General features: G+C 72.6%; 13 protein-coding genes. 6 read left to right on the top strand and 7 right to left on the bottom strand.

The genetic code is table 11. The annotated features are described in order from the left end of the window. From AC13HU_RS10360 to AC13HU_RS10340, 5 genes are all read right to left on the bottom strand, one after another. The coding region (locus AC13HU_RS10360) for an alpha-mannosidase (protein WP_483041492.1) at positions 1 to 3,038 on the bottom strand (3,038 nt) is incomplete at its 3' end. Positions 3,039 to 3,270: 232 nt separating this feature from the next. After that, the gene (locus AC13HU_RS10355; RefSeq protein ID WP_483041491.1) at positions 3,271 to 4,344 is read right to left on the bottom strand and encodes a Gfo/Idh/MocA family protein; all 1,074 of its coding nucleotides are present in this window, start codon (positions 4,342 to 4,344) and stop codon (positions 3,271 to 3,273) included. Continuing rightward, positions 4,329 to 4,997: a ThuA domain-containing protein gene (locus AC13HU_RS10350; RefSeq protein WP_483041490.1), complete on the bottom strand. Its 669-nt coding sequence runs from the start codon at positions 4,995 to 4,997 to the stop codon at positions 4,329 to 4,331. Before AC13HU_RS10350 ends, AC13HU_RS10355 begins: the two co-directional genes overlap by 16 nt. Further along, positions 4,994 to 6,286 carry an enolase C-terminal domain-like protein gene (locus AC13HU_RS10345; protein ID WP_483041489.1) on the bottom strand — a complete coding sequence of 431 codons (1,293 nt, stop codon included), beginning with the start codon at positions 6,284 to 6,286 and terminating at the stop codon, positions 4,994 to 4,996. The genes AC13HU_RS10350 and AC13HU_RS10345 overlap by 4 nt, the downstream gene beginning before the upstream one ends. A gap of 450 nt (positions 6,287 to 6,736) precedes the next feature. Next, positions 6,737 to 7,555 (bottom strand): IclR family transcriptional regulator, encoded by an 819-nt coding sequence (locus tag AC13HU_RS10340; RefSeq protein ID WP_483041488.1) that lies wholly within the window; start codon positions 7,553 to 7,555, stop codon positions 6,737 to 6,739. A 244-nt stretch (positions 7,556 to 7,799) separates the two neighbouring features. On the opposite strand from AC13HU_RS10340, the gene AC13HU_RS10335 reads away from it, so the two are divergent. The 6 genes from AC13HU_RS10335 (at position 7,800) to AC13HU_RS10310 (ending at position 16,289) form a co-directional block, all read left to right on the top strand. Further along, positions 7,800 to 9,128, top strand: a complete 1,329-nt coding sequence (locus tag AC13HU_RS10335) for an ABC transporter substrate-binding protein (RefSeq protein ID WP_483041487.1) — start codon at positions 7,800 to 7,802, stop codon at positions 9,126 to 9,128. After that, on the top strand, positions 9,125 to 10,132 hold the full coding sequence (locus AC13HU_RS10330; protein WP_483041486.1) for a carbohydrate ABC transporter permease: 1,008 nt from the start codon (positions 9,125 to 9,127) through the stop codon (positions 10,130 to 10,132). Before AC13HU_RS10335 ends, AC13HU_RS10330 begins: the two co-directional genes overlap by 4 nt. After that, positions 10,129 to 11,055: a carbohydrate ABC transporter permease gene (locus tag AC13HU_RS10325; RefSeq protein WP_483041485.1), complete on the top strand. Its 927-nt coding sequence runs from the start codon at positions 10,129 to 10,131 to the stop codon at positions 11,053 to 11,055. The genes AC13HU_RS10330 and AC13HU_RS10325 overlap by 4 nt, the downstream gene beginning before the upstream one ends. After that, positions 11,055 to 11,906: an NAD-dependent epimerase/dehydratase family protein gene (locus AC13HU_RS10320; protein WP_483041484.1), complete on the top strand. Its 852-nt coding sequence runs from the start codon at positions 11,055 to 11,057 to the stop codon at positions 11,904 to 11,906. Before AC13HU_RS10325 ends, AC13HU_RS10320 begins: the two co-directional genes overlap by 1 nt. Beyond that, positions 11,906 to 13,078: a glycoside hydrolase family 99 protein gene (locus AC13HU_RS10315; protein WP_483041483.1), complete on the top strand. Its 1,173-nt coding sequence runs from the start codon at positions 11,906 to 11,908 to the stop codon at positions 13,076 to 13,078. The genes AC13HU_RS10320 and AC13HU_RS10315 overlap by 1 nt, the downstream gene beginning before the upstream one ends. Before the next feature lie 121 nt (positions 13,079 to 13,199). Then, positions 13,200 to 16,289, top strand: a complete 3,090-nt coding sequence (locus AC13HU_RS10310) for an alpha-mannosidase (RefSeq protein ID WP_483041482.1) — start codon at positions 13,200 to 13,202, stop codon at positions 16,287 to 16,289. 264 nt (positions 16,290 to 16,553) lie between these two features. Here the strand turns inward: AC13HU_RS10310 and AC13HU_RS10305 are convergent, their stop codons facing one another. Then, positions 16,554 to 17,201: a thymidine kinase gene (locus AC13HU_RS10305; RefSeq protein WP_483041481.1), complete on the bottom strand. Its 648-nt coding sequence runs from the start codon at positions 17,199 to 17,201 to the stop codon at positions 16,554 to 16,556. A gap of 46 nt (positions 17,202 to 17,247) precedes the next feature. Next, positions 17,248 to 18,396 (bottom strand): alkaline phosphatase family protein, encoded by a 1,149-nt coding sequence (locus AC13HU_RS10300; RefSeq protein WP_483041493.1) that lies wholly within the window; start codon positions 18,394 to 18,396, stop codon positions 17,248 to 17,250. Between the last annotated feature and the right edge of the window lie 52 nt (positions 18,397 to 18,448).

The following is an 18,448-nucleotide window of genomic DNA, read 5'->3' as shown; positions in this document are numbered from 1 at the left end:
GTGAGCGGGTCGGAGGGGGGATGGGCGATGATCGGGGCTTCGAGCAGGTCGGTCTCCGTCAGGGCGGCGACCGGGAAGCCCGCGGTGAGGGTGGTGCGCGCGCGGCCGCCACGCGACTCGTAGAGGCGGACCACGACGTCGCCGCTGCGGTCGTCGGCGAGTTTGACCGTCTCGATGAGCACGTCGGGGTGGTCGACGGCGACCAGTGGCGACTCGGCCGCCGCCTCGGGCGCGTCGGGCCCGGTGCGCAACGGCAGGTTGAGGGCGTACCCCTCGGTGATCGCGTCCTCGACGGTGGCGCCCGGCCGCAGGGTGTGCCGGAAGCGCTGCGCACCCCGGTCCGCGTGCGGGTCGGGGCTGTGCGGGGCGCGCAGCAGGGTGCTGCGCACCACCGTGGTGGTGCCACCGTCGGGCCGGGTGTGGCGGGTGGTGTCGTAGCCGTAGGTCGCGTCGGAGGCCAGGGCCACGCCCCAGCCGTGCTCGCCGACGTGCAGCCAGCGGTGGGCGGCTGCCTCGCGGCGGGCCGCGTCGGAGTCGGTGTTCTCGTGGGTGGGCCGGGTGACATGCCCGAACTGGGTCTCCGCGCTGGTGTGTTCGGCGTGCACGTCCAGCGGCCAGGCGGCCTTGAGCATGGTGTCCTGCTCGCGCCAGTCGACCTCGGTGTCGATGGTCAGGGCGTGGCTGCCGGCGCCGAGGCTGAGGTGCTGGACGACGGTGGAGCGGCCGGTGCCGCGCACCACCGTGACGGTGGCCAGCAGCGGCCCGGCGTCGCGCAGTTCGACCGATTCGGCGGTGTCGAGGTCGCGCCCGCCGCGCGGGTCCAGACGCAGCGCGCTCCAGCCTGTGGGCTCGTCGCGGTGCAGTTGGAGCAGGTTGCCGGCCGCGCCGGGCGCGATGGCCTCCCGGCCGGTGCGCGACTCGACGGCCGAGCGCACCAGTCCGGCCCGGTCGATCACGACCCGCAACAGGCCGTTGTCCAGGACGTGTCCGCCGTCGGCGCGGGTCTGGGCGGTGACCGGCGGCAGGTCGCCGAGCGGCAGGCCGGCCCGGCCGGCGCCGAGGGCGGGCGCCTGCGCGAGAACGGCGGTGCGACCGTCGGCGAGTGGCTGCCCGCCGGGCAGCGGGCGGGCGTCCGGGCCGAGCACGACGACCTCGCGGCGGTCGCGCGGGCCGGAGTTGAGCACGCCGGTGCCGTCCGGATCGGCGCCCAGGCCGCCGGTCGCGCGGCGGATCAGCCGCTCCAGCCGGCGCTGCACGTCGCGGTGGGTCTGCTCGGCCTCTTCGTGTGCCCAGGCGATGGAGGTGCCGGGCAGGATGTCATGGCACTGCTGGAGCAGCACCTGTCGCCACAGCCGCTCCAACTCGGCGTAGGGATACGGGATTCCGTGCCGTACGGCGGCGGTCGCCGACCACAGCTCGGCTTCGTGCAGCAGGGCCTCGCTGCGGCGGTTGCCGCGCTTGGTGCGGGCCTGGCTGGTGTAGCCGCCGCGGTGCGCGGCGAGGTCGAGTTCGCCGCGCCACACCGGTGCGTGCGGGTACTCCTGCTCTGCGGTGCGGAAGAACGCGGCGGGGGTGCGCAGCGCGACGCGGGGGGCGCCTTCGAGGTCGGCGTAGCGGCGGGCCCGTTCCAGCATGGCCCGGTCGGGTCCGCCGTCGCCGCGGCCGAAGGGCAGCAGCGAGGTGCCGGCGGCGCCGAGTTCGGCGAAGGACGCGACGGTATCGGTGAGTTCGGGCCCGGTCAGGGTGGTGCCCCCGGCGGCGCCCGGTACGAGGTGGGTGAACAGGCGGGTGCCGTCGATGCCCTCCCAGCGGAAGGTGTGGTGCGGGGGCGCGGCGGCGACACCCGGCTCGGGGCGGCGGCCGGCCAGCCAACGGGCCCCGGCCAGCGCGGCGAGTTGCGGGAAGGCGGCGGAGGCGCCCGAGGCGTCGGGCAGCCAGACTCCGTCGCTGTCGACGCCGAGTTCGTCGCGGAAGAAGCGGCGGCCGTGCACGAACTGGCGGGCCAGCGCCTCCCCGCCGGGCAGTTCGGCGTCGGCCTCGACCCACATACCGCCGGCCGGAACCCAGTTGCCGTCCGCGACTGCCTTGCGTATCCGCTCGAAGACGTGCGGGTGGTGCTCCTTCATCCAGGCGTAGTGCTGCGCGGAGGACGCGGCGACGACCAGGCCGGGGTACTCCTCGGTGAGCGCGGCCATGGTGCTGAAGGTGCGGGCGCACCTGCGTACGGTCTCGCGCACCGGCCACAGCCAGGCGGAGTCGATGTGCGCGTGGCCGACCGCGGCGAAGGTGTGCGCGGAGTCGTGCGCGTGCCGGCGCAGCGCCGGGGCCAGCACCATACGGGCACGGGCGGCGGTACGCGCGACGGCCCGCGGATCGACGGCGTCCACGGCGGCTTCGAGGGCGGCACGGATCTCGTGCTTGCGCGGCAGCGCGTCGGGCAACGCGCGCATCAGGCCGTCCAGCGCCTCGAAGTCGTGGATGAACTGCCAGACGTCCTCGTCACGGATCGCGATGTCGGCGCGGCGCAGCCGGTACAGCGGGGTGTCGCCGGCGGTGGCCGGGTCGCCGTAGCTGCTGCCGGCGCCGCTGCCGCCGTCGATCTGCGGGTTGGCGGCGGCCTCGACCAGCAGGCGCACCGGCTCGCCGCCGGCCGCGCTGAAAGCCACCGGCACGGCGGGCACGTGCGGGTGGATTCCTTGCAGCGGGATGCCGCGCTCGTCGTGCACGAGCCCTTCGGCGCGGCCGCCTTCGGGGTCGGAACCGAGGTCGATGAGGGCCTCGACCCGGCGGCCGGCCCAGCGCTCGGGCACGGTGGCGTGCACCCGGAACCAGGTGGTGGCCCAGGGCCTGCCCCACAGCTCGCCGACCGCGAACGGGGTGTACTCGGCGCGCAGCGCCACCTCCGCCGGAACCGGCTCGCCCGGGATGTGCCAGGCGCCGATGTCCATGGGCAGCCGCTGCGGATACAGCGCTGGGCGCAGCTTCTCGGTGAGGAACGCGGCTATCCGCTCCTCGCCCGAGGCGATCCGGTGATGCATGGGCAGCCTTTCTGTCCAGCGGGTTCCCGCTATGTAAAACCATGTGTGTTATCAAGTCAACGCCTCTCACGAATTCAGCTTTCCCGCAGGTCGTGACCTGCGGGAATGTAATTGTCAGGCTATTTCCAGGTCATTACGGGCCCGATCCGGAAGATAATTCACCTGACAAAGTGGACGGCAAAAGGCGGCGGGCGCGATCCCTGGTGTCCGCGCCCGCCGCCCGGCCCTCCCGTTATCCGACCGGCGCGGGCCGCTCGCAGGTGCCGGCCACCGGCAGCGCCCGGCCGGCGTGCGCGGAGTCCAGCAGGGTGAGCATCACGTCCAGGACGTGTTCGGCGAGTTCGGCCGACGCCAGGTGCGGGCGGCCCGCCGCGACCGCGTCGGCGAGGTCGGCGAGCCCGGTGCCGCGCCCGGCGTCCCGGTAGCCGGCCGACACCGGCAGCGGCTGCCACGAGCCGCCCGCCGCGAAGAGTTCGACCGGCCCGTCGAAGCCGTTCGGGTCGGGCACGGCCAGCGACCCGGCGGTGCCGTGCACCTCGATCCGGGGCAGGTGCGCGGCGTGGATGTCGAAGCTCATCACGAGCGTGGACAGCGCGCCGCCGGCGTGTTCGAGCACCCCGGTGACATGGGTGTCCACCTCGACCGCGAAGCGCTGCCCGGCGCGCGGGCCGCTGCCGATCTCGCGCTCGGCGCGCGGCGTGGACGCGGCGCCGGTGACCTTGACCACCGGGCCGAGCAGGTGCACCAGCGCGGACAGGTAGTACGGGCCCATGTCGAGCAACGGGCCGCCGCCGGGCCGGTAGTAGAACTCCGGGTCCGGGTGCCACGCCTCGTGACCGGCGGTGGTCATGAACGCGGTCGCCGCGACCGGGCGGCCGATCAGCCCGTCGTCGACGGCCTTGCGGGCGGTCTGGGTGCCGGTGCCGAGCACCGTGTCGGGCGCGCTGCCGACCCGTACTCCCGCCGCCCGCGCGGCGGCCAGGATCGCGGCGGCCTCCTCGCGGGTGGTGGCGAGCGGCTTCTCGCCGTAGACGTGCTTGCCCGCGGCGATCGCGGCGAGCGCGACCTCGGCGTGCACGGCGGGGATGGTCAGGTTGAGCACGGCGTCCACGTCGTCGCGCGCGACGAGTTCGGCGACGCTGCCGACCACCTGCGCGCCGGAGCGCTCGGCGGCCTCACCGGCCCGGCCGGCGTCCAGGTCGGTGACGGCGGTCAGTCGCAGCGTGTCCAGTTTCGCGATGGTGTCCAGGTACTGGCCGCTGATCTTGCCCGCACCGACCATGCCGACCCTCAGCGGCTCGCCCACAGCAGTCCCCTCTCGGTGAGTGCCCGCACCTCGGGCACGTCGAAGTCGTCGGCCTTGTGGCCGATGGCGTTCACGAAGACCCGGCCGGCGCCCTGCTGCCGGGTCCAGACGGTCGGCATCACGACCGGGTGGTCGCGCTCCTCACCGGCCGGGAAGACGGTGGTGGCCAGCACGTCGATGTCGGGGTCGGTGGAGACCCAGTACTGCTCGGTGTGCACGGCGAAGTCGGTGAGCCCGGCGAGCAGCGGGTGACCGGCCCGCTCCGGCACGAGGTTGACGGTGTAGTCCACGAACCCGTGCGGGTGGTGCAGGAACTGGCCGCCGGTCAGGAAGTGGTAGTCGACGTCGCCACGGAAGGAGTCGACGATCCCGCCGTGCCAGCCGGCGAAGCCGGTGCCGGCCCGGACCGCGGCGACCAGGCCCTTGGTCTGCTCGGCGGTGATCTCACCCATGGTCCAGCACTGCACGACCAGGTCGGTGGCGGCCAGCCGCTCGGCGTCGGTGTAGACGTCCAGCGACTCGGCGGTGTCGACCTGGAAGCCGCTGTCCTCCAGGAACGGCAGGAACAGGTCGGTGATCTGGACGGGTGAGTGGCCCTCCCAGCCGCCTCGGACCACCAGGGCCCTGCGGTGCGGACGGTTCGGATCGGTCACGGGCGTTGCACGCTCCCATCGGTGTTGCGCAGCAGGGCCCACCGGTCGTGGGCCAAGGGCTCCGGCACGGGGTGCCGGGCGGCCGCGGCCTCGTCGAAGTCGACGCCGTGGCCGGGGGTTTCGGGGGGCACCAGACCGCCGGCGGTGGCGGTGACGGTGCCGGGGTAGACCTCGTGGACGGGCGGCTTGAAGACCGCGGCCTCCTGCACCCCGAAGGCGTGGCTGGAGATGTCCATGGCCAGCGTGGCGGCCTGGGCGATCGGGCTGACGTCGGCCGGGCCGTGCGGTGCCAGCCGCACGCCGCGCAGTTCGCACAGCACGGCGATCTTGCGGGCCGGGGTCAGGCCGCCCAGGGTGGGCACCCTGATCCGGGCGAAGTCGATGTCGGGGCCGTCGCCGCCGGCGATCAGGTCGGTGAACTGGGCCGGGTCGTGGAACAGTTCGCCCACCGCCAGCGGCACCGGCGAGACGTCGTGCAGCCGCTTGAAGTGGCCGGCGTCCTCGGGCGCCAGCAGGTCCTCCACGAAGTACAGCCGGGCGTCCGCCACTCGCCGCAGGAACTCCCTGGCCTGCCGCGGGTCGAGCCGCTCGTGCACGTCGTGCAGGAGTTCCACGTCGTCGCCGACGAGTTCGCGCACCTTGCCCAGGACCCCCGGCACGTAGCGCAGGTAGCCGGCGCCGTCCCAGGGCGCGCGCCGGCTGCGCACCGCCTCCGGGTCGGCGCCGCCGCCGTGCGCGCCGTAGGTGTCGGCGCCGGGCACCGCGGCCTGGATCCGCACATGGCGGTAGCCGCGGGCGCGGGCGGCCTGCACCTTGTCGGCCAGTTCGGCCGCGTCCAGGCCGTCGACATGGGTGTACGCCTCGGCGAAGGCGCGGACCTTGCCTCCGAACAGGGAGTACAGCGGGGCGCCCAGCCGCTTGGCCTTCAGGTCCCACAGTGCGACATCGACGCCGCCGAGCGCGTTGCCGGTGATCGAACCACCGCGCCAGTAGGCGCTGTTGAGCAGCAGCCGGTGGATGTCGTCGATGTCGTCGGGGTCCCGGCCGACCAGCAGCGGGGCGAGGTAGTCGTCGAGTACCGAGCGCACCGCGAGGGTGCGCTGCGGATCGCTCGCGCAGCCCAGCCCGTACAGTCCCGGGTCGTTGGTCTCGATGCGGACGATGAGGTGAGGACAGCCGTGGGGGGCGGTCAGGAACGTGCGGACGGCCGTGATGCGGATCTTGGCGCCGCGCTCGTCGACCCAGGGTGCGGGGGCGAGCGGAGCGGGGCCGGCATCAGGCAAAGCCATGCGAACTCCCACGTGCAGGAAGGCGGTTCGGTCGGCGTGAAGCGGCCGCCGACCGGTCCGGGACAGCGGCATGTGCTATCCCTTGGAGGGGACGACAACTCCACGCACGGCACGTACAGATAACAGAATGCCGTACCGACTCACGAACGTATGAAAGCCGGCCCGAGTTTGTCAAGAGGTCTGACAAACTCGGACCGGCTGGTGCGCAACGGGCTTCGACGGCAAGGCGATCGAGCCTCGGTCAGGGGCTCCCGGCAGGGCCGGGGACGGCTACGGCGCGGGCCGCGGATCGGGGCCCGGATCACGTCCAGGAACAGGTCGGGGACCGCATGCGGGGACCGGTCCCCCACAGCAGTCCCGGACCGGCCGCCGGATCATGTCCCGGATCGGCTCCCAGGCCGTCCCCGACCGGCTCCCAGGCTGTCCCCGACCGACTCCCGGAGCGGGCCGTCAGTGCTGGCCGAGCCGCTTGAGCAGCGTGCTCAGCGAATGCGCCGCCTCGGTGACGGCCTGGGCGATCTCCTCCATCCGCGCGTCGTCCATCCGGCTCTTGGGCGCCGAGCAGCTGATCGCGTCCTCGCCCTGACCGCCGCCGAGCGCGACCGCGACACAGCGGATGTCGACGGAGTTCTCACCGTCGTCCTTCGCCCAGCCGCGCAGCCTGGCCTCACCGAGCTGCGCCAGGAACTCGTCGGGGTCGATCACGGTGTCGGGGGTGAGCCGCTCGAGCGGCCAGTCCAATCGGCGCTGCACCTCGGCGGGGTCGTACTGCGCGAGCACCGCCTTGCCGAGGCCGGTGGCGTGCGCCGGCAGCCGGCGGCCGACCGCGGAGTACATCCGCAAGGCGTGCCGGGACTCGCGTTTGGCCAGGTAGACGACGTGGGTGCCGTCGAGCCTGCCCAGGTGGACGGACTCGCCGGTCTCCTCCGCGAGCGCGTCGAGCACCGGCCCGGCCAGGCTCGTGACGTCGTCGCCCTCCAGGTACGCGGTCCCGGTCAACAGGGCTTTCAGGCCAAGGCTGTAGCGGGTCCCGGAAGGGTCGAGGTCCACCCATCCGCGGGCCTGCATGGTGCGCAGGATCGCGTGCAGGCTGCTCTTGGGCACGGCCATCGACGCGGCCATCTCGGCCAGCGACATCCGGGCGCCGTCGGCGCCGAGCAGTTCGAGCACCTCCAGCACCCGCGCCGCGGACTTGACCTCTTCCGGTTTGCGTTCGGGCCCGCGCCCGCGCGCCGTTGCTGCCACCGACTCCACTGATCCTCCGCTCACCGCGCTCCCCTGCGCCGACACCTGACGGCCCCTGGGTGCACACCCAATCGCAACGCACGCCTTGACGCTATATCAAACACCACCGTAAGTTCATGGACTCCAACGTCATTCGGTCTTCTGAACGATCGAACCCTAGGCAGGGGCTATGCGGATACCTTTTGTCGGACCTGTTGCAGGATCTGCCACGAGAAACAGCACCAAAACCCGCCGGACCAGATTCGCCGCCGCGGCCGTCGTGACGGTCATGTCGCTGGCGCCGATCGCGGCCTGCGGCGGGTCGTCCGGGTCGTCCGGGGACGGCAAGACCCTGGAGATGTGGACCTTCAAGCAGTCCCACGTCGCGGGCCTGCGCAACGCCGCCGCCGAGTTCAAGAAGCAGACCGGCATCACCGTGAAGATCCAGGCGTACGGCCCGGACGACGCCTACACCACCAAGGTGCAGGCCGCCGCGAAGACCCATGACCTGCCCGACGTGCTGGAGACGCACTCCGACGGCGAGGACTTCGCGCTGGGCTCCACCGGCATCGCCAAGGACATCTCCAAGGACGTCGACGCAAGCTGGAGCGGCCTGTACCAGAAGGGCGTGCAGGGCTCCGGCACGGTCACCCCCGAGTTCTACCGGGAGTCGCTGCCCGCCGACTCCAAGGACCACGGCGTCCAGAAGGGCCAGCGCTTCAGCGTGCCCTTCACCTCCGGCACCTTCGGCATCGTGATGGGCAACAAGAAGGTTCTCGCCGCGGCCGGCATCACCAAGCCCCCGGCCACCTACGAGGAGTGGCTCGCCGACCTGAAGGCGACCACCACGAAGAGCCCCACCACCGGCGGGGTCAGCCTGGGCCTGAAGGTCAAGGCGACCGGCATGACCTGGACGATGCAGCCGCTGGCCTTCGCCGAGCTGGGGAAGGCCAAGTACCAGGCGCTCTGGGGTCAGAACGCGTCCGAGGACTTCTCCTCGCCCGACGGCCAGAAGGCGCTCAGCGAGTACGCCAAGCTGCAGCCCTACTGGATGCCCGGCACCCAGATCCTCGACATCGACTCCGCCGACCAGGCGTTCGCGCAGGGCAAGTCCGCCTGGGACATCGGCGGCACCTTCACGCTGGCCTTCCTCCAGCAGAACGGCATGAACCCCGACGACGTGATGGCCTTCGGCATCCCCGGCCCGTCCGACGGCGCCGTGCCCAAGCCCGCGCTCGCCCCGCTGGCGCTGACCGGGCTGACCGTCACCTCGACCAGCTCGCACACCGCGAACGCCGAGAAGTGGATGAAGTTCCTCTCCCAGCCGTCGGTCGCCTCGCAGTTCGCCAAGGACGCCACCGAGGTGCCCGCCACCCAGCTCGGCGCCGACGCCGCCAAGGTGATGGGCCCGACCCTGGCCGGCCTGACGACGACCTTCACCGGCACTCCGGAGAACACCTACGACCCGAGTGACGCCAGCTTCCGGCCGCCCGGCTACGACCAGGACTCCATCAGCGAGATCCTCGCCGACCTGACCCCGCTGCACCAGAAGAGCGTGGAGGCGACCGGCAAGGCGATGGCGAAGCTCAACAACTCCTTCTGGAAGCTGGCGAAGTGACCACCGCTCCCCGTCCCGCACTGACGGCGGAGACGGCCGCGGCCGGGGGTCCCGGAGACCCCCGGCCGGGCGCCGGCCCCGCCACCAAGGCCCGCCGCCGCAGCCGGCGCGGCGGCCACGAGGCCCTCTCCGGCTGGCTGTTCGTCGCCCCGGCCGTGGTGCTCTTCGCGGTCATGGGCCTGTACACCGTCGGCTACGGCTTCCTGCTGAGCTTCGCCCAGTGGAACGGCTTCGCCGCGCACTGGACCTGGGTCGGCATCCAGAACTACAAGGACCTGCTGTGGGCCGACCCGCGGTACGCGCCCCGGGTCCAGCACGCCGCCGTGCACACCCTGTACGTGATGATCGCGGTGCCGGTGCTGACCGTCCTGGTGTCCTTCCCGCTGGCGGTGCTGCTCAACTCCGCCCGGCGGATGCAGACCCTGCTGCGCTCGGTGTACTTCGTGCCCTACGTGACCAGCGGCATCGCGGTGTTCTTCGCCTGGCAGTACATCCTCCAGCCGGACGGCGCGATCAACACGCTGCTCAAGAGCGTCGGCATGGGCTCGCTCGCCCAGCCGCAGGGCTGGCTCGGCAACCCGCACACCGCGCTGCCCACCATGATCGTGGTGACGGTGTGGGGCGCGGTGCCGGTGGCGATGCTGATGTACCTCACCGGGCTGCAGACCATCGACCGCAGCGTGCTGGAGGCCGCGCAACTGGACGGCGCCGGCTGGTGGCGCACCAACTTCTCGGTGGTGTGGCCGCTGGTCCGGCCGATCACCCTGATCGTGGTGCTGCTGAACCTGCGCGACTCGCTCCAGGGCTTCCAGACCTTCCTGGTGATGACCACCGGCGGCCCCGGCGACCACACCAACGTGCTCGGCCTGGAGTCGTACCGGCTGGCCTTCCTCATGCAACTCGACCCGACCCTGGGCCTGGCCAGTGCGCTCGGCTGGCTGCTGTTCGCCGCCGCGCTGGTGATCGCCCTGATCAACCTCCGAGTACTGCGGAGCAGGACATGACGACAATTCCCCTCGGACCGGCCGACGACACGGCCCCCGCGAAGAACGGTTCCGGCCGGCCCCGACCCACTGCCGGGCCCCGGTCCGGCGGCGGCAGGCTGGCCCGCCGGATCAGCGCCAAGTTCGTCATCGGCGTCCTGCTGGCGGTCTACGGTTTGGTGAGCCTCTACCCCTTCCTGTGGATGATCTCGGCCGCGTTCAAGAACAACATCGAGGTGGTGCGCGGTGGCCACCTGATCCCGCACTCGCCGACCCTCCACACCCTGACCAGCACCTGGAACCAGCTCCACTTCTTCCGGTACTTCGTCAACAGCCTCGAAGTCACCGCCATGACCGTGGTGCTGACGCTGGTGGTGTACGCGGCGGCCGGCTACGCCTTCGCCGTGCTGGACTTCCCCGGCCGCGGCATATTGCAGAAGCTCTTCATCTCGCTGCTGTTCGTGCCGGGTGTCACCGTGATGCTGCCGATCGTGCTGCTGGAGAACAAGCTCCACCTGCTCGGCTCGCACATGGGCCTGGTGCTGCCGTTCGTCAACGGCGGTGCGCCCCTGTCGATCCTGCTGATGACCGGCGCGTTCTCGGCGGTGCCGAAGGAACTGCGGGAGTCCGCGCGGGTGGACGGCGCCAACGAGTTCCACGTCTTCACCCGGATCTACCTGCCGCTGGCCCGGCCCGCGCTGATCACCGTCGGACTGCTGACCGCGATCCCGACCTGGAACGAGTACCTGCTCACCCGGGTCTCGCTGAACAACCCGAGTTCCTACACGCTCCCGCTGGGCCTGCAGACGCTGTCGTCGGAGAACGTGCCGCACTACAACGAGATGATGGCCGGCGCGCTGATCGTCGTCGTGCCCGTGGTGCTGCTCTTCCTCTCCCTCCAGCGCTACTTCGTCAACGGCCTGGTCGGGGCGGTGAAGGGCTGATGCTGGTCCTCGTCACCGGGGCCGCCGGGCACATCGGTGGCCACGCCGTCGCGGAACTCCTCGGCGCCGGCCACGACGTGGTGCTCACCGACCTGCTGCCGGTGGAAGAGCCGCGCGCGGTACGGGTGCACACCGGCGACCTCCAGGACCCGGACCTGGTCCGCCAGGCGATGGACGGCGTCGACGCGGTGGTCCACCTCGGCGCGATCCCGCACCCCAACCTGCCCGACCCGAGTTCGCTGTTCGCGCACAACTGCCTCACCGCGCACCGGGTCCTCGAGGAGGCCGGCCGGACCGGGGTGCGCCGGGTGGTGGCCGCCTCCAGCATGGCCGCGGTCGGCCTGGCCTGGTCACCGGTCCCGGTCTCGCCCGCGTACGTGCCGCTCGACGAGCAGCACCCGAGCCTGGTCCGCGACCCGTACGGGCTGTCCAAGGCGGTGCTGGAGGAGGTGGCCCGCACCGCGCACCGCCGGTACGGCACGGACGTGGTGAGCATGCGCTTCCCCTTCACCGGGGCCGGCGACCGGCTGGCCGGGTTCGTCGACGCCTGCGCCGCCGACCCGGCCGGCCAGCGGCACGACCTGTGGGGCTGGCTGCACACCGCCGACGCGGCGACCGCGATCCGGATCGCCCTGGCGGCCGACTTCAACGGCGCCCACGTGGTCAACGTGACGGCGCCCGACACCACTTCGGCGCTGCCCTCGGCCGCGCTGATGGCCGCGCACCATCCTGGCGTGCCCCTGCGGCCGAGCGTCACCGGGCACGCCACGCTCTTCGACAGGACCGCTTGCACCGATCTGCTGGGGTTCACCCCCCGGCGCACCTGGCGTACGACCGAAGGAGAGAGCTGATGTCACCCGAACCAACGCCGCCCTCCCGTCGCACCCTGCTCACCGGTGCCGCGGCCGCCGGCGCCGCCGCGCTGGTCGGTCTCAGCAGCCGCAGCGCGCAGGCGGCCACACCGGCGCAGGGCGCGCACCCCGTGACCGGCCCAAAGGCCGGCCCGGGCACGGCGCACGGATCGCGGCCGGTCTCCCGGCACACCCACATCTTCTACTACCCGTGGTACGGCAACCCGGACTTCTACGGCGACTGGCGGCACTGGCAGCAGGGCGATCTCACCCCGCCCGAGGACATCGGCTCCAACTACTACCCGGCGCTCGGCCCCTACGACTCCGGCGACCTGCACGGCACGGTCGCCCAGCACATGCGCTGGCTGCGCCGGGCCGGCACCGGCGTGCTGGTCAGCAGCTGGTGGGGGCAGGGCAGTTACGAGGACCAGCGGGCCGAGGCGGTGCTGGAGGCCGCCGCCAAGGAGGGCCTCCAGGTCGCCTGGCACATCGAGCCGTACGCCGGCCGCGACGCGGACTCCGTGGTCGCCGACATCCGCTACATCAGCGGGAAGTACGGCGACCACCCGGCGTTCCACCGCGACCCGGAGCACGGCCACCGCACCGCGTACTACATCTTCAACAGCCTGCTCACGGTCGACTGGTCGGCGCTGCACCAGGTGGACGACCAGGCGATCGTGATGGCGCAGACCTGGGACCTGACCCGGATCGGCGACTTCGGCGGCGCGTACACCTACGACGCGATCGCCACCCACAACAAGCCGGACTGGTCCGAGGTCGCCGCGTTCTGCGCCGACCGCGGCATGGTGTGGGCGCCGTCGCTCGGCCCGGGTTACATCGACCACCGCGCGAAGCCCGGCAGCACCACCCCGATCCTGGACCGGGCGAACGGCGCGACCTACGACCAGGAGTGGGCGTATGCCCTGGCCTCCGGCAACGGTGACGCGCCGCCGGACTGGGTGAGCATCACGTCGTTCAACGAGTGGCACGAGGGCAGCATGATCGAGCCCGCCACCGCGCAGACCCCCGGCGCGCTCGACTACCTCGACTACGAGGGCGCCTACGGGCGGCACGGCCGGTCCGCGCAGACCGCGTACCTGGACCGCACCGCCCGGTGGGCCGCGCGGTTCGAGGCGGAGCGGGCCCGGCACCGCAGCGGCGGGCACCGCTGAGCCCCGCGGCCGGCGGGCGCGGCTGGGACCGCCCCATCGGCCCGGCACGGGGCGGGCGCCGCCGCCCGCCCCCGCTGCACGAACCGACTGGCTGCCGATCCCCAGCAGAAAGAGCCTTCCTGTGCATGACGATCGTCCTGTCGTCGAACAGCGGATCACCAAGTTCCTCTCGCACGTGGTCCGGCCCGCCCTCTACAGCCACCCGCTGACCCTGGACCTGGCCGCCTGGCAGGTGCCGGGCGAACCGGTGCCGGTCGCCGACGCGCTGGCGGCGGCGTACGAGCCGGTGCGGATCGGCGACACCTGGGGCGGCCCGTGGTCGACGACCTGGCTGAAGGCCACCGGCCAGGTACCGGCGCAGTGGGCCGGACGCCGGGTGGAGGCCGTCTTCGACCTCGGCTTCGACCTGACCAAGGGGCCCGGCGGCCAGGCGGAGGGCTTCGTGCACGACGCGTCCGGCACGCCGCTGCAAGGGCTGCACCCGTACCACCGCAGCGTGCTGCTGGCCGACCCGGCGGCGGGCGGCGAACCGGTGGACCTGCTGGTGGAGTTGGCCGCGAACCCGATGATCGTGGGCTCCGCGGGCAGCGGCACCCACCTCGGTTCGAAGCAGACCGCGGGCACCGACCACCTGTACCAGCTGCGGGCGGCCGAGATCGCGGTGCGCGAGGACGCGGTCTGGCATCTGACGCACGACATGGAGGTGCTGGACGAGCTGATGCGCGAGCTGCCGGCGGGCAGTTCGCGGCGGCACGAGATCCTGCGCGCGCTCCAGCACGCGATGGACGCGGTCGACGTCGCCGACGTGGCCGGCACCGCGCAGCACGGCCGGGACCGGCTCGCCGACGTGCTGGCCCGGCCGGCGCACGCCTCCGCGCACACCATCGCCGCGGTCGGCCACGCGCACATCGACTCCGCGTGGCTGTGGCCGATCCGCGAGACGGTCCGCAAGTGCGCCCGCACCTTCACCAACATGACCACGCTCGCGCAGGAGTACCCGGAACTGGTCTTCGCCTGCTCCTCCGCGCAGCAGTACGCGTGGATCAAGGAGCACCGCCCGGAGATCTTCGAGCGGATCAAGAAGGCGGTGACCGACGGCAACTGGGCGCCGGTCGGCGGCATGTGGGTGGAGGCCGACGGCAACCTGCCCGGCGGGGAAGCGATGGCCCGGCAACTCGTCTACGGCCGGCGGTTCTTCGCCGAGGAGTTCGGCCTCGCGCAGGACGGCGTGTGGCTGCCGGACTCCTTCGGCTACACCGCCGCCTACCCGCAGTTGGCGGTGCTCGCGGGCGCGAAGTGGTTCCTCACCCAGAAGCTGTCGTGGAACGAGACCAACCGGCTGCCACACCACAGCTTCGACTGGGAGGGCATCGACGGCACCCGGATCTTCACCCACCTCCCGCCGGTCGACAGCTACAACGCGAGCCTGACCGGCGCCGAACTCGCCCACGCGGAGAGCAACTTCGCCGACAAGGGCGCGGCGACCCGGTCGCTCGCGCCGTTCGGCTTCGGTGACGGCGGTGGCGGCCCCACCCGCGAGATGATGGAGAAGGCGCGCCGGCTGCGCGACCTGGAGGGCTCGGCGAAGGTCGAGGTCGGTGACCCGAACGCGTTCTTCGCGGCGGCCCACGCGGAGTACGCCAGGCCGCCCGTGTGGCGCGGCGAGTTGTACCTGGAGAACCACCGCGGCACCTACACCAGCCAGGCCCGCACCAAGCACGGCAACCGGCGGGCCGAGGCGCTGCTGCGGGAGGCCGAGCTGTGGGCGGTCGCCGCGTCGGTACGCACCGGCGCCCCGTACCCGTACGCGGAGTTGGAGTCGATCTGGCAGCGGGTGCTGCTGCACCAGTTCCACGACATCCTGCCGGGCTCGTCCATCGCCTGGGTGCACCAGGAAGCCGAGGCGGTGCATGCTCAACTCCAGTCGGAGCTGGGCGAGTTGATCGGCGCGGCGCTGGCCGGCGGCGACGGTCTGACGTTCTTCAACGCCGGCCCGTACGCCCGCCGGGAGGTCACGGTGGTGCCGGCCGGCGCCACCGACGAGGGCCAGCCGCTCGCCGACGGGCGGCGCGCGGTGCTGGTCGAGGCGCCCGCGCTCGGCGCCGGCCACACCGTGGCCGCCACCGGCACCGCGCCGGTCGAGGTACACCACGGCGGCGACGGCATCACCCTGGACAACGGAGTGCTGCGGGTCCTGATCGACGGCAGCGGCCTGGTCCGCTCGGTGTACGACCACCGCGCCCGGCGCGAGGCGATCGACCCGGACCGCCCGGGCAACCTGCTCCAACTCCACCCGGACGACCCGAACCTGTGGAGCGCCTGGAACATCGACAGCTACTACCGCGACACCGTGCGCGACCTGACGCAGGCCGACGAGGTCGAGGTCGCCGAGGCCGGGCCGCTGCTCGGCTCGGTCCGCGTGACGCGCTCCTTCGGCAGCTCGCACCTGGTGCAGCACCTCGAACTGACCGCGGGCAGCGACCGGTTGACCGTCCGCACCGACATCGACTGGCAGCAGCGGGACACCCTGCTCAAGGCGGCCTGGCCGATCCGGGTGCACGCCGAACACGAGAGCGCCGAGATCCAGTTCGGCCATGTGCGCCGGCCCACCCACGAGAACACCAGCTGGGACGCGGCCCGGTTCGAGCTGTGGGCGCACCGCTGGGTGCACGTCGGCGAGCACGGCTGGGGCGCGGCCGTCGTCAACGACTCGACCTACGGCCACGACGTGTCCCGGCAGGTCGGCGCGGACGGCGGCACCACCACCACGCTGCGGCTGTCCCTGCTGCGCTCCCCGCACAGTCCCGACCCGCAGGCCGACCGCGGCCGGCACTCCTTCTGCTACGGGCTGGTGGTCGGCACCGATGTGGACGGCGCGATCGCGGCCGGCTACGCGCTCAACCTGCCGCTGCGTCCTGCCGGTTCGGCGCCCGCGGGCGGCCCCGCGCTGATCGCCGTGGACAACCCGGACATCGTGGTGGAGGCGGTGAAGCTCGCGGACGACCGGTCAGGGGACGTGGTGATCCGGCTCTACGAGGCGCGCGGCGGATCGGCCCGCGGCACGCTGCGCACCGACTTCCCCGTGGTGGCCGCGCACATCACGGACCTGCTGGAGAACGCGGGCGAGGAGCTGCCGGCCGCGGACGACGGCGGGCGGCCGCTGGAGCTGCGGCCGTTCCAGATCCTGACGGTCCGGCTGCGCCGGACCTGACACCCGGCGTTCCGCCGCCCCCGACGGCGCACGGACGATCACGGTGCCGGTGACCGCTGATCGTACCGTCGCCGCGCGGTCCGGGCTGGTGTCCGACGCCTGACACCGGCACCGACCCGGCCGCGGGCGGGCCCGGGCGACCGTCCTCGCCGGCGGCCACCCGGGCCCGCTGCATGCCCATGTCCCCTGGCGCGTACGGCAGTTCCGCCACCATGTCGGGCGGTTCCCGGCCGTACGGGGCATTGCCGTGCCGGGTCGCTCCGGTCAGCCGTGGTTGACCGGCAGCACATCCGGGGAGAGGGTGCCCGTGGCGGCGGACGCGCTGGTCATCTGCCGCCGGTGGTGGCGGCGGCACAGCACCTCGTAGCCGATCTCCGCCGCGCGATCCACGTCGCCGATCACCACCTGGGCGCCCTCGACCACCATGGCGCCGCCGATCGTGCGGGCGTTGTGGGTGGCGCGGGCCCCGCACCAGCACAGCGCCTCGACCTGGAGCGCCTCTATCCGGTCGGCGAGTTCGATCAGCCGCTGCGAGCCCGGGAAGAGCCGGCTGCGGAAGTCGGTGGTGATCCCGAACGCATAGACGTCCAGGTCGAGTTCGTCCACCACCCGGGCCAACTGGTCGATCTGCCCGGGCGCGAGGAACTGCGCCTCGTCGACGACGGCGTAGTCCACCCGGCCGCCGCGGCTGATCACGCCGACCAGATGGCCGTACAGGTCCATGTCGTCGGCCACTTCGACGGCGTCGGTGACCAGGCCGAGCCGGGAGGAGAGCTTGCCCTGGCCGGCCCGGTCGTCCCGGGTGAAGATCACCGCCTGCAGGCCGCGGGCGGTGCGGTTGTGGATGATCTGCAACGCGAGGGTGCTCTTGCCGCAGTCCATCGTTCCGGAGAAGAAGACCAGCTCGGACATGGGAAGGACGACGGCCTTTCGGGACGGACGGCGGCGGGCGAACGCTTCAGGAGCGTACTTGGAGCAGCGGCACGAGCTGCTCGACGGGGGTCATCGAGCCGTGCAGCCCGATCATCTTCGATTCCCCCGGCTCGGTGCGGTTCGCCACGATCGCCATGTCGTCGCGGGCCGCGGCCACCACGTCGCCGATCCGGCCCAGCACCCGCCGCTCGGGGTCTGGCCCGAACCAGCCCGCGGCGACCGCCTCCGCGCGGCTCGCCACCCACATCCGGTCGCCCAGCACCTCGCGCCACACCGCGAGCACGTCGGCCGCCGCACCGGGCACCGCGTACACGTGCCGGGCCCTGCCCTCGCCGCCCAGCACTGCGACCCCGGCGCGCAGTTCCCAGTCCTCGTCGAAGTCGATCCGGGACTCCTCGTCGAACGGGATGTCGATCATGCCGTGGTCGGCGGTGACGTACAGGGCGCTGCGCGGCGGCAGTTGCTCGGCGAGCCGCTGCGCCAGCCGGTCGACCATCGCCAACTGCCCGCGCCAGGCGTCGGAGTCGACGCCGTGCCGGTGGCCCATCGCGTCGAGCTCGCTGTAGTACGTGTAGACCAGCGTGCGGTCGGCGGCGGCGAGCCGGTCCGCGGCCAGGTCCATCCGCTCCTCGCCGGCCAGCCGGCCGTGGAAGGTGCCACCGGACAGCGCGACCTTCGTCAGCGGGGTCTGCGCGAAAGTCGGCGAGGAGACCTGGCAGGTGGCGATGCCGGCGGCGTCGGCGAGCCGGAAGACGGTGGGGTGCGGCTGCCAGACGTTCGGCGAGGTCCACGGCTGCCAGCGCAGCTGGTTCATCAGCTCGCCGGTGGCCGGGTTGAGCGTGGTGTACCCGGCCAGGCCGTGCGCGCCCGGTGGCAGACCGGTGCCGACGGAGGCGAGCGAGGTCGCGGTGGTGGACGGGAATCCGGCGGTGAGCGGGCGCCCGCTGCCGCCGGCCGAGGTGCCGAGCAGCGACGTCAGGTACGGCGCCTCGTCGGGGTGGCGCAGGATCAGCTCCCAGCCGAGCCCGTCCACCAGGAACACGCAGACCCGGTCGGCCGGTTCGAGGGTGAGCCCGGTGGCGGGCATGCCCGGGATGCCGAACCCGGCGAGCGCGGCCGGGATCACGTCGCACAGCGCGCCCGTGCCGTAGGCGGGGACCGGGGCGGTGCGCAGATCGAGCGGCTCGGGGTCGTACGCGTCGGGGTACGGCGGGGCGGGCCGGCGT

This window comes from Streptomyces sp. NH27 (assembly GCF_056859195.1).
The sequence above is the reverse complement of the archived record's forward strand: the minus strand, read 5'-3'. Positions and strand labels throughout refer to the sequence as shown.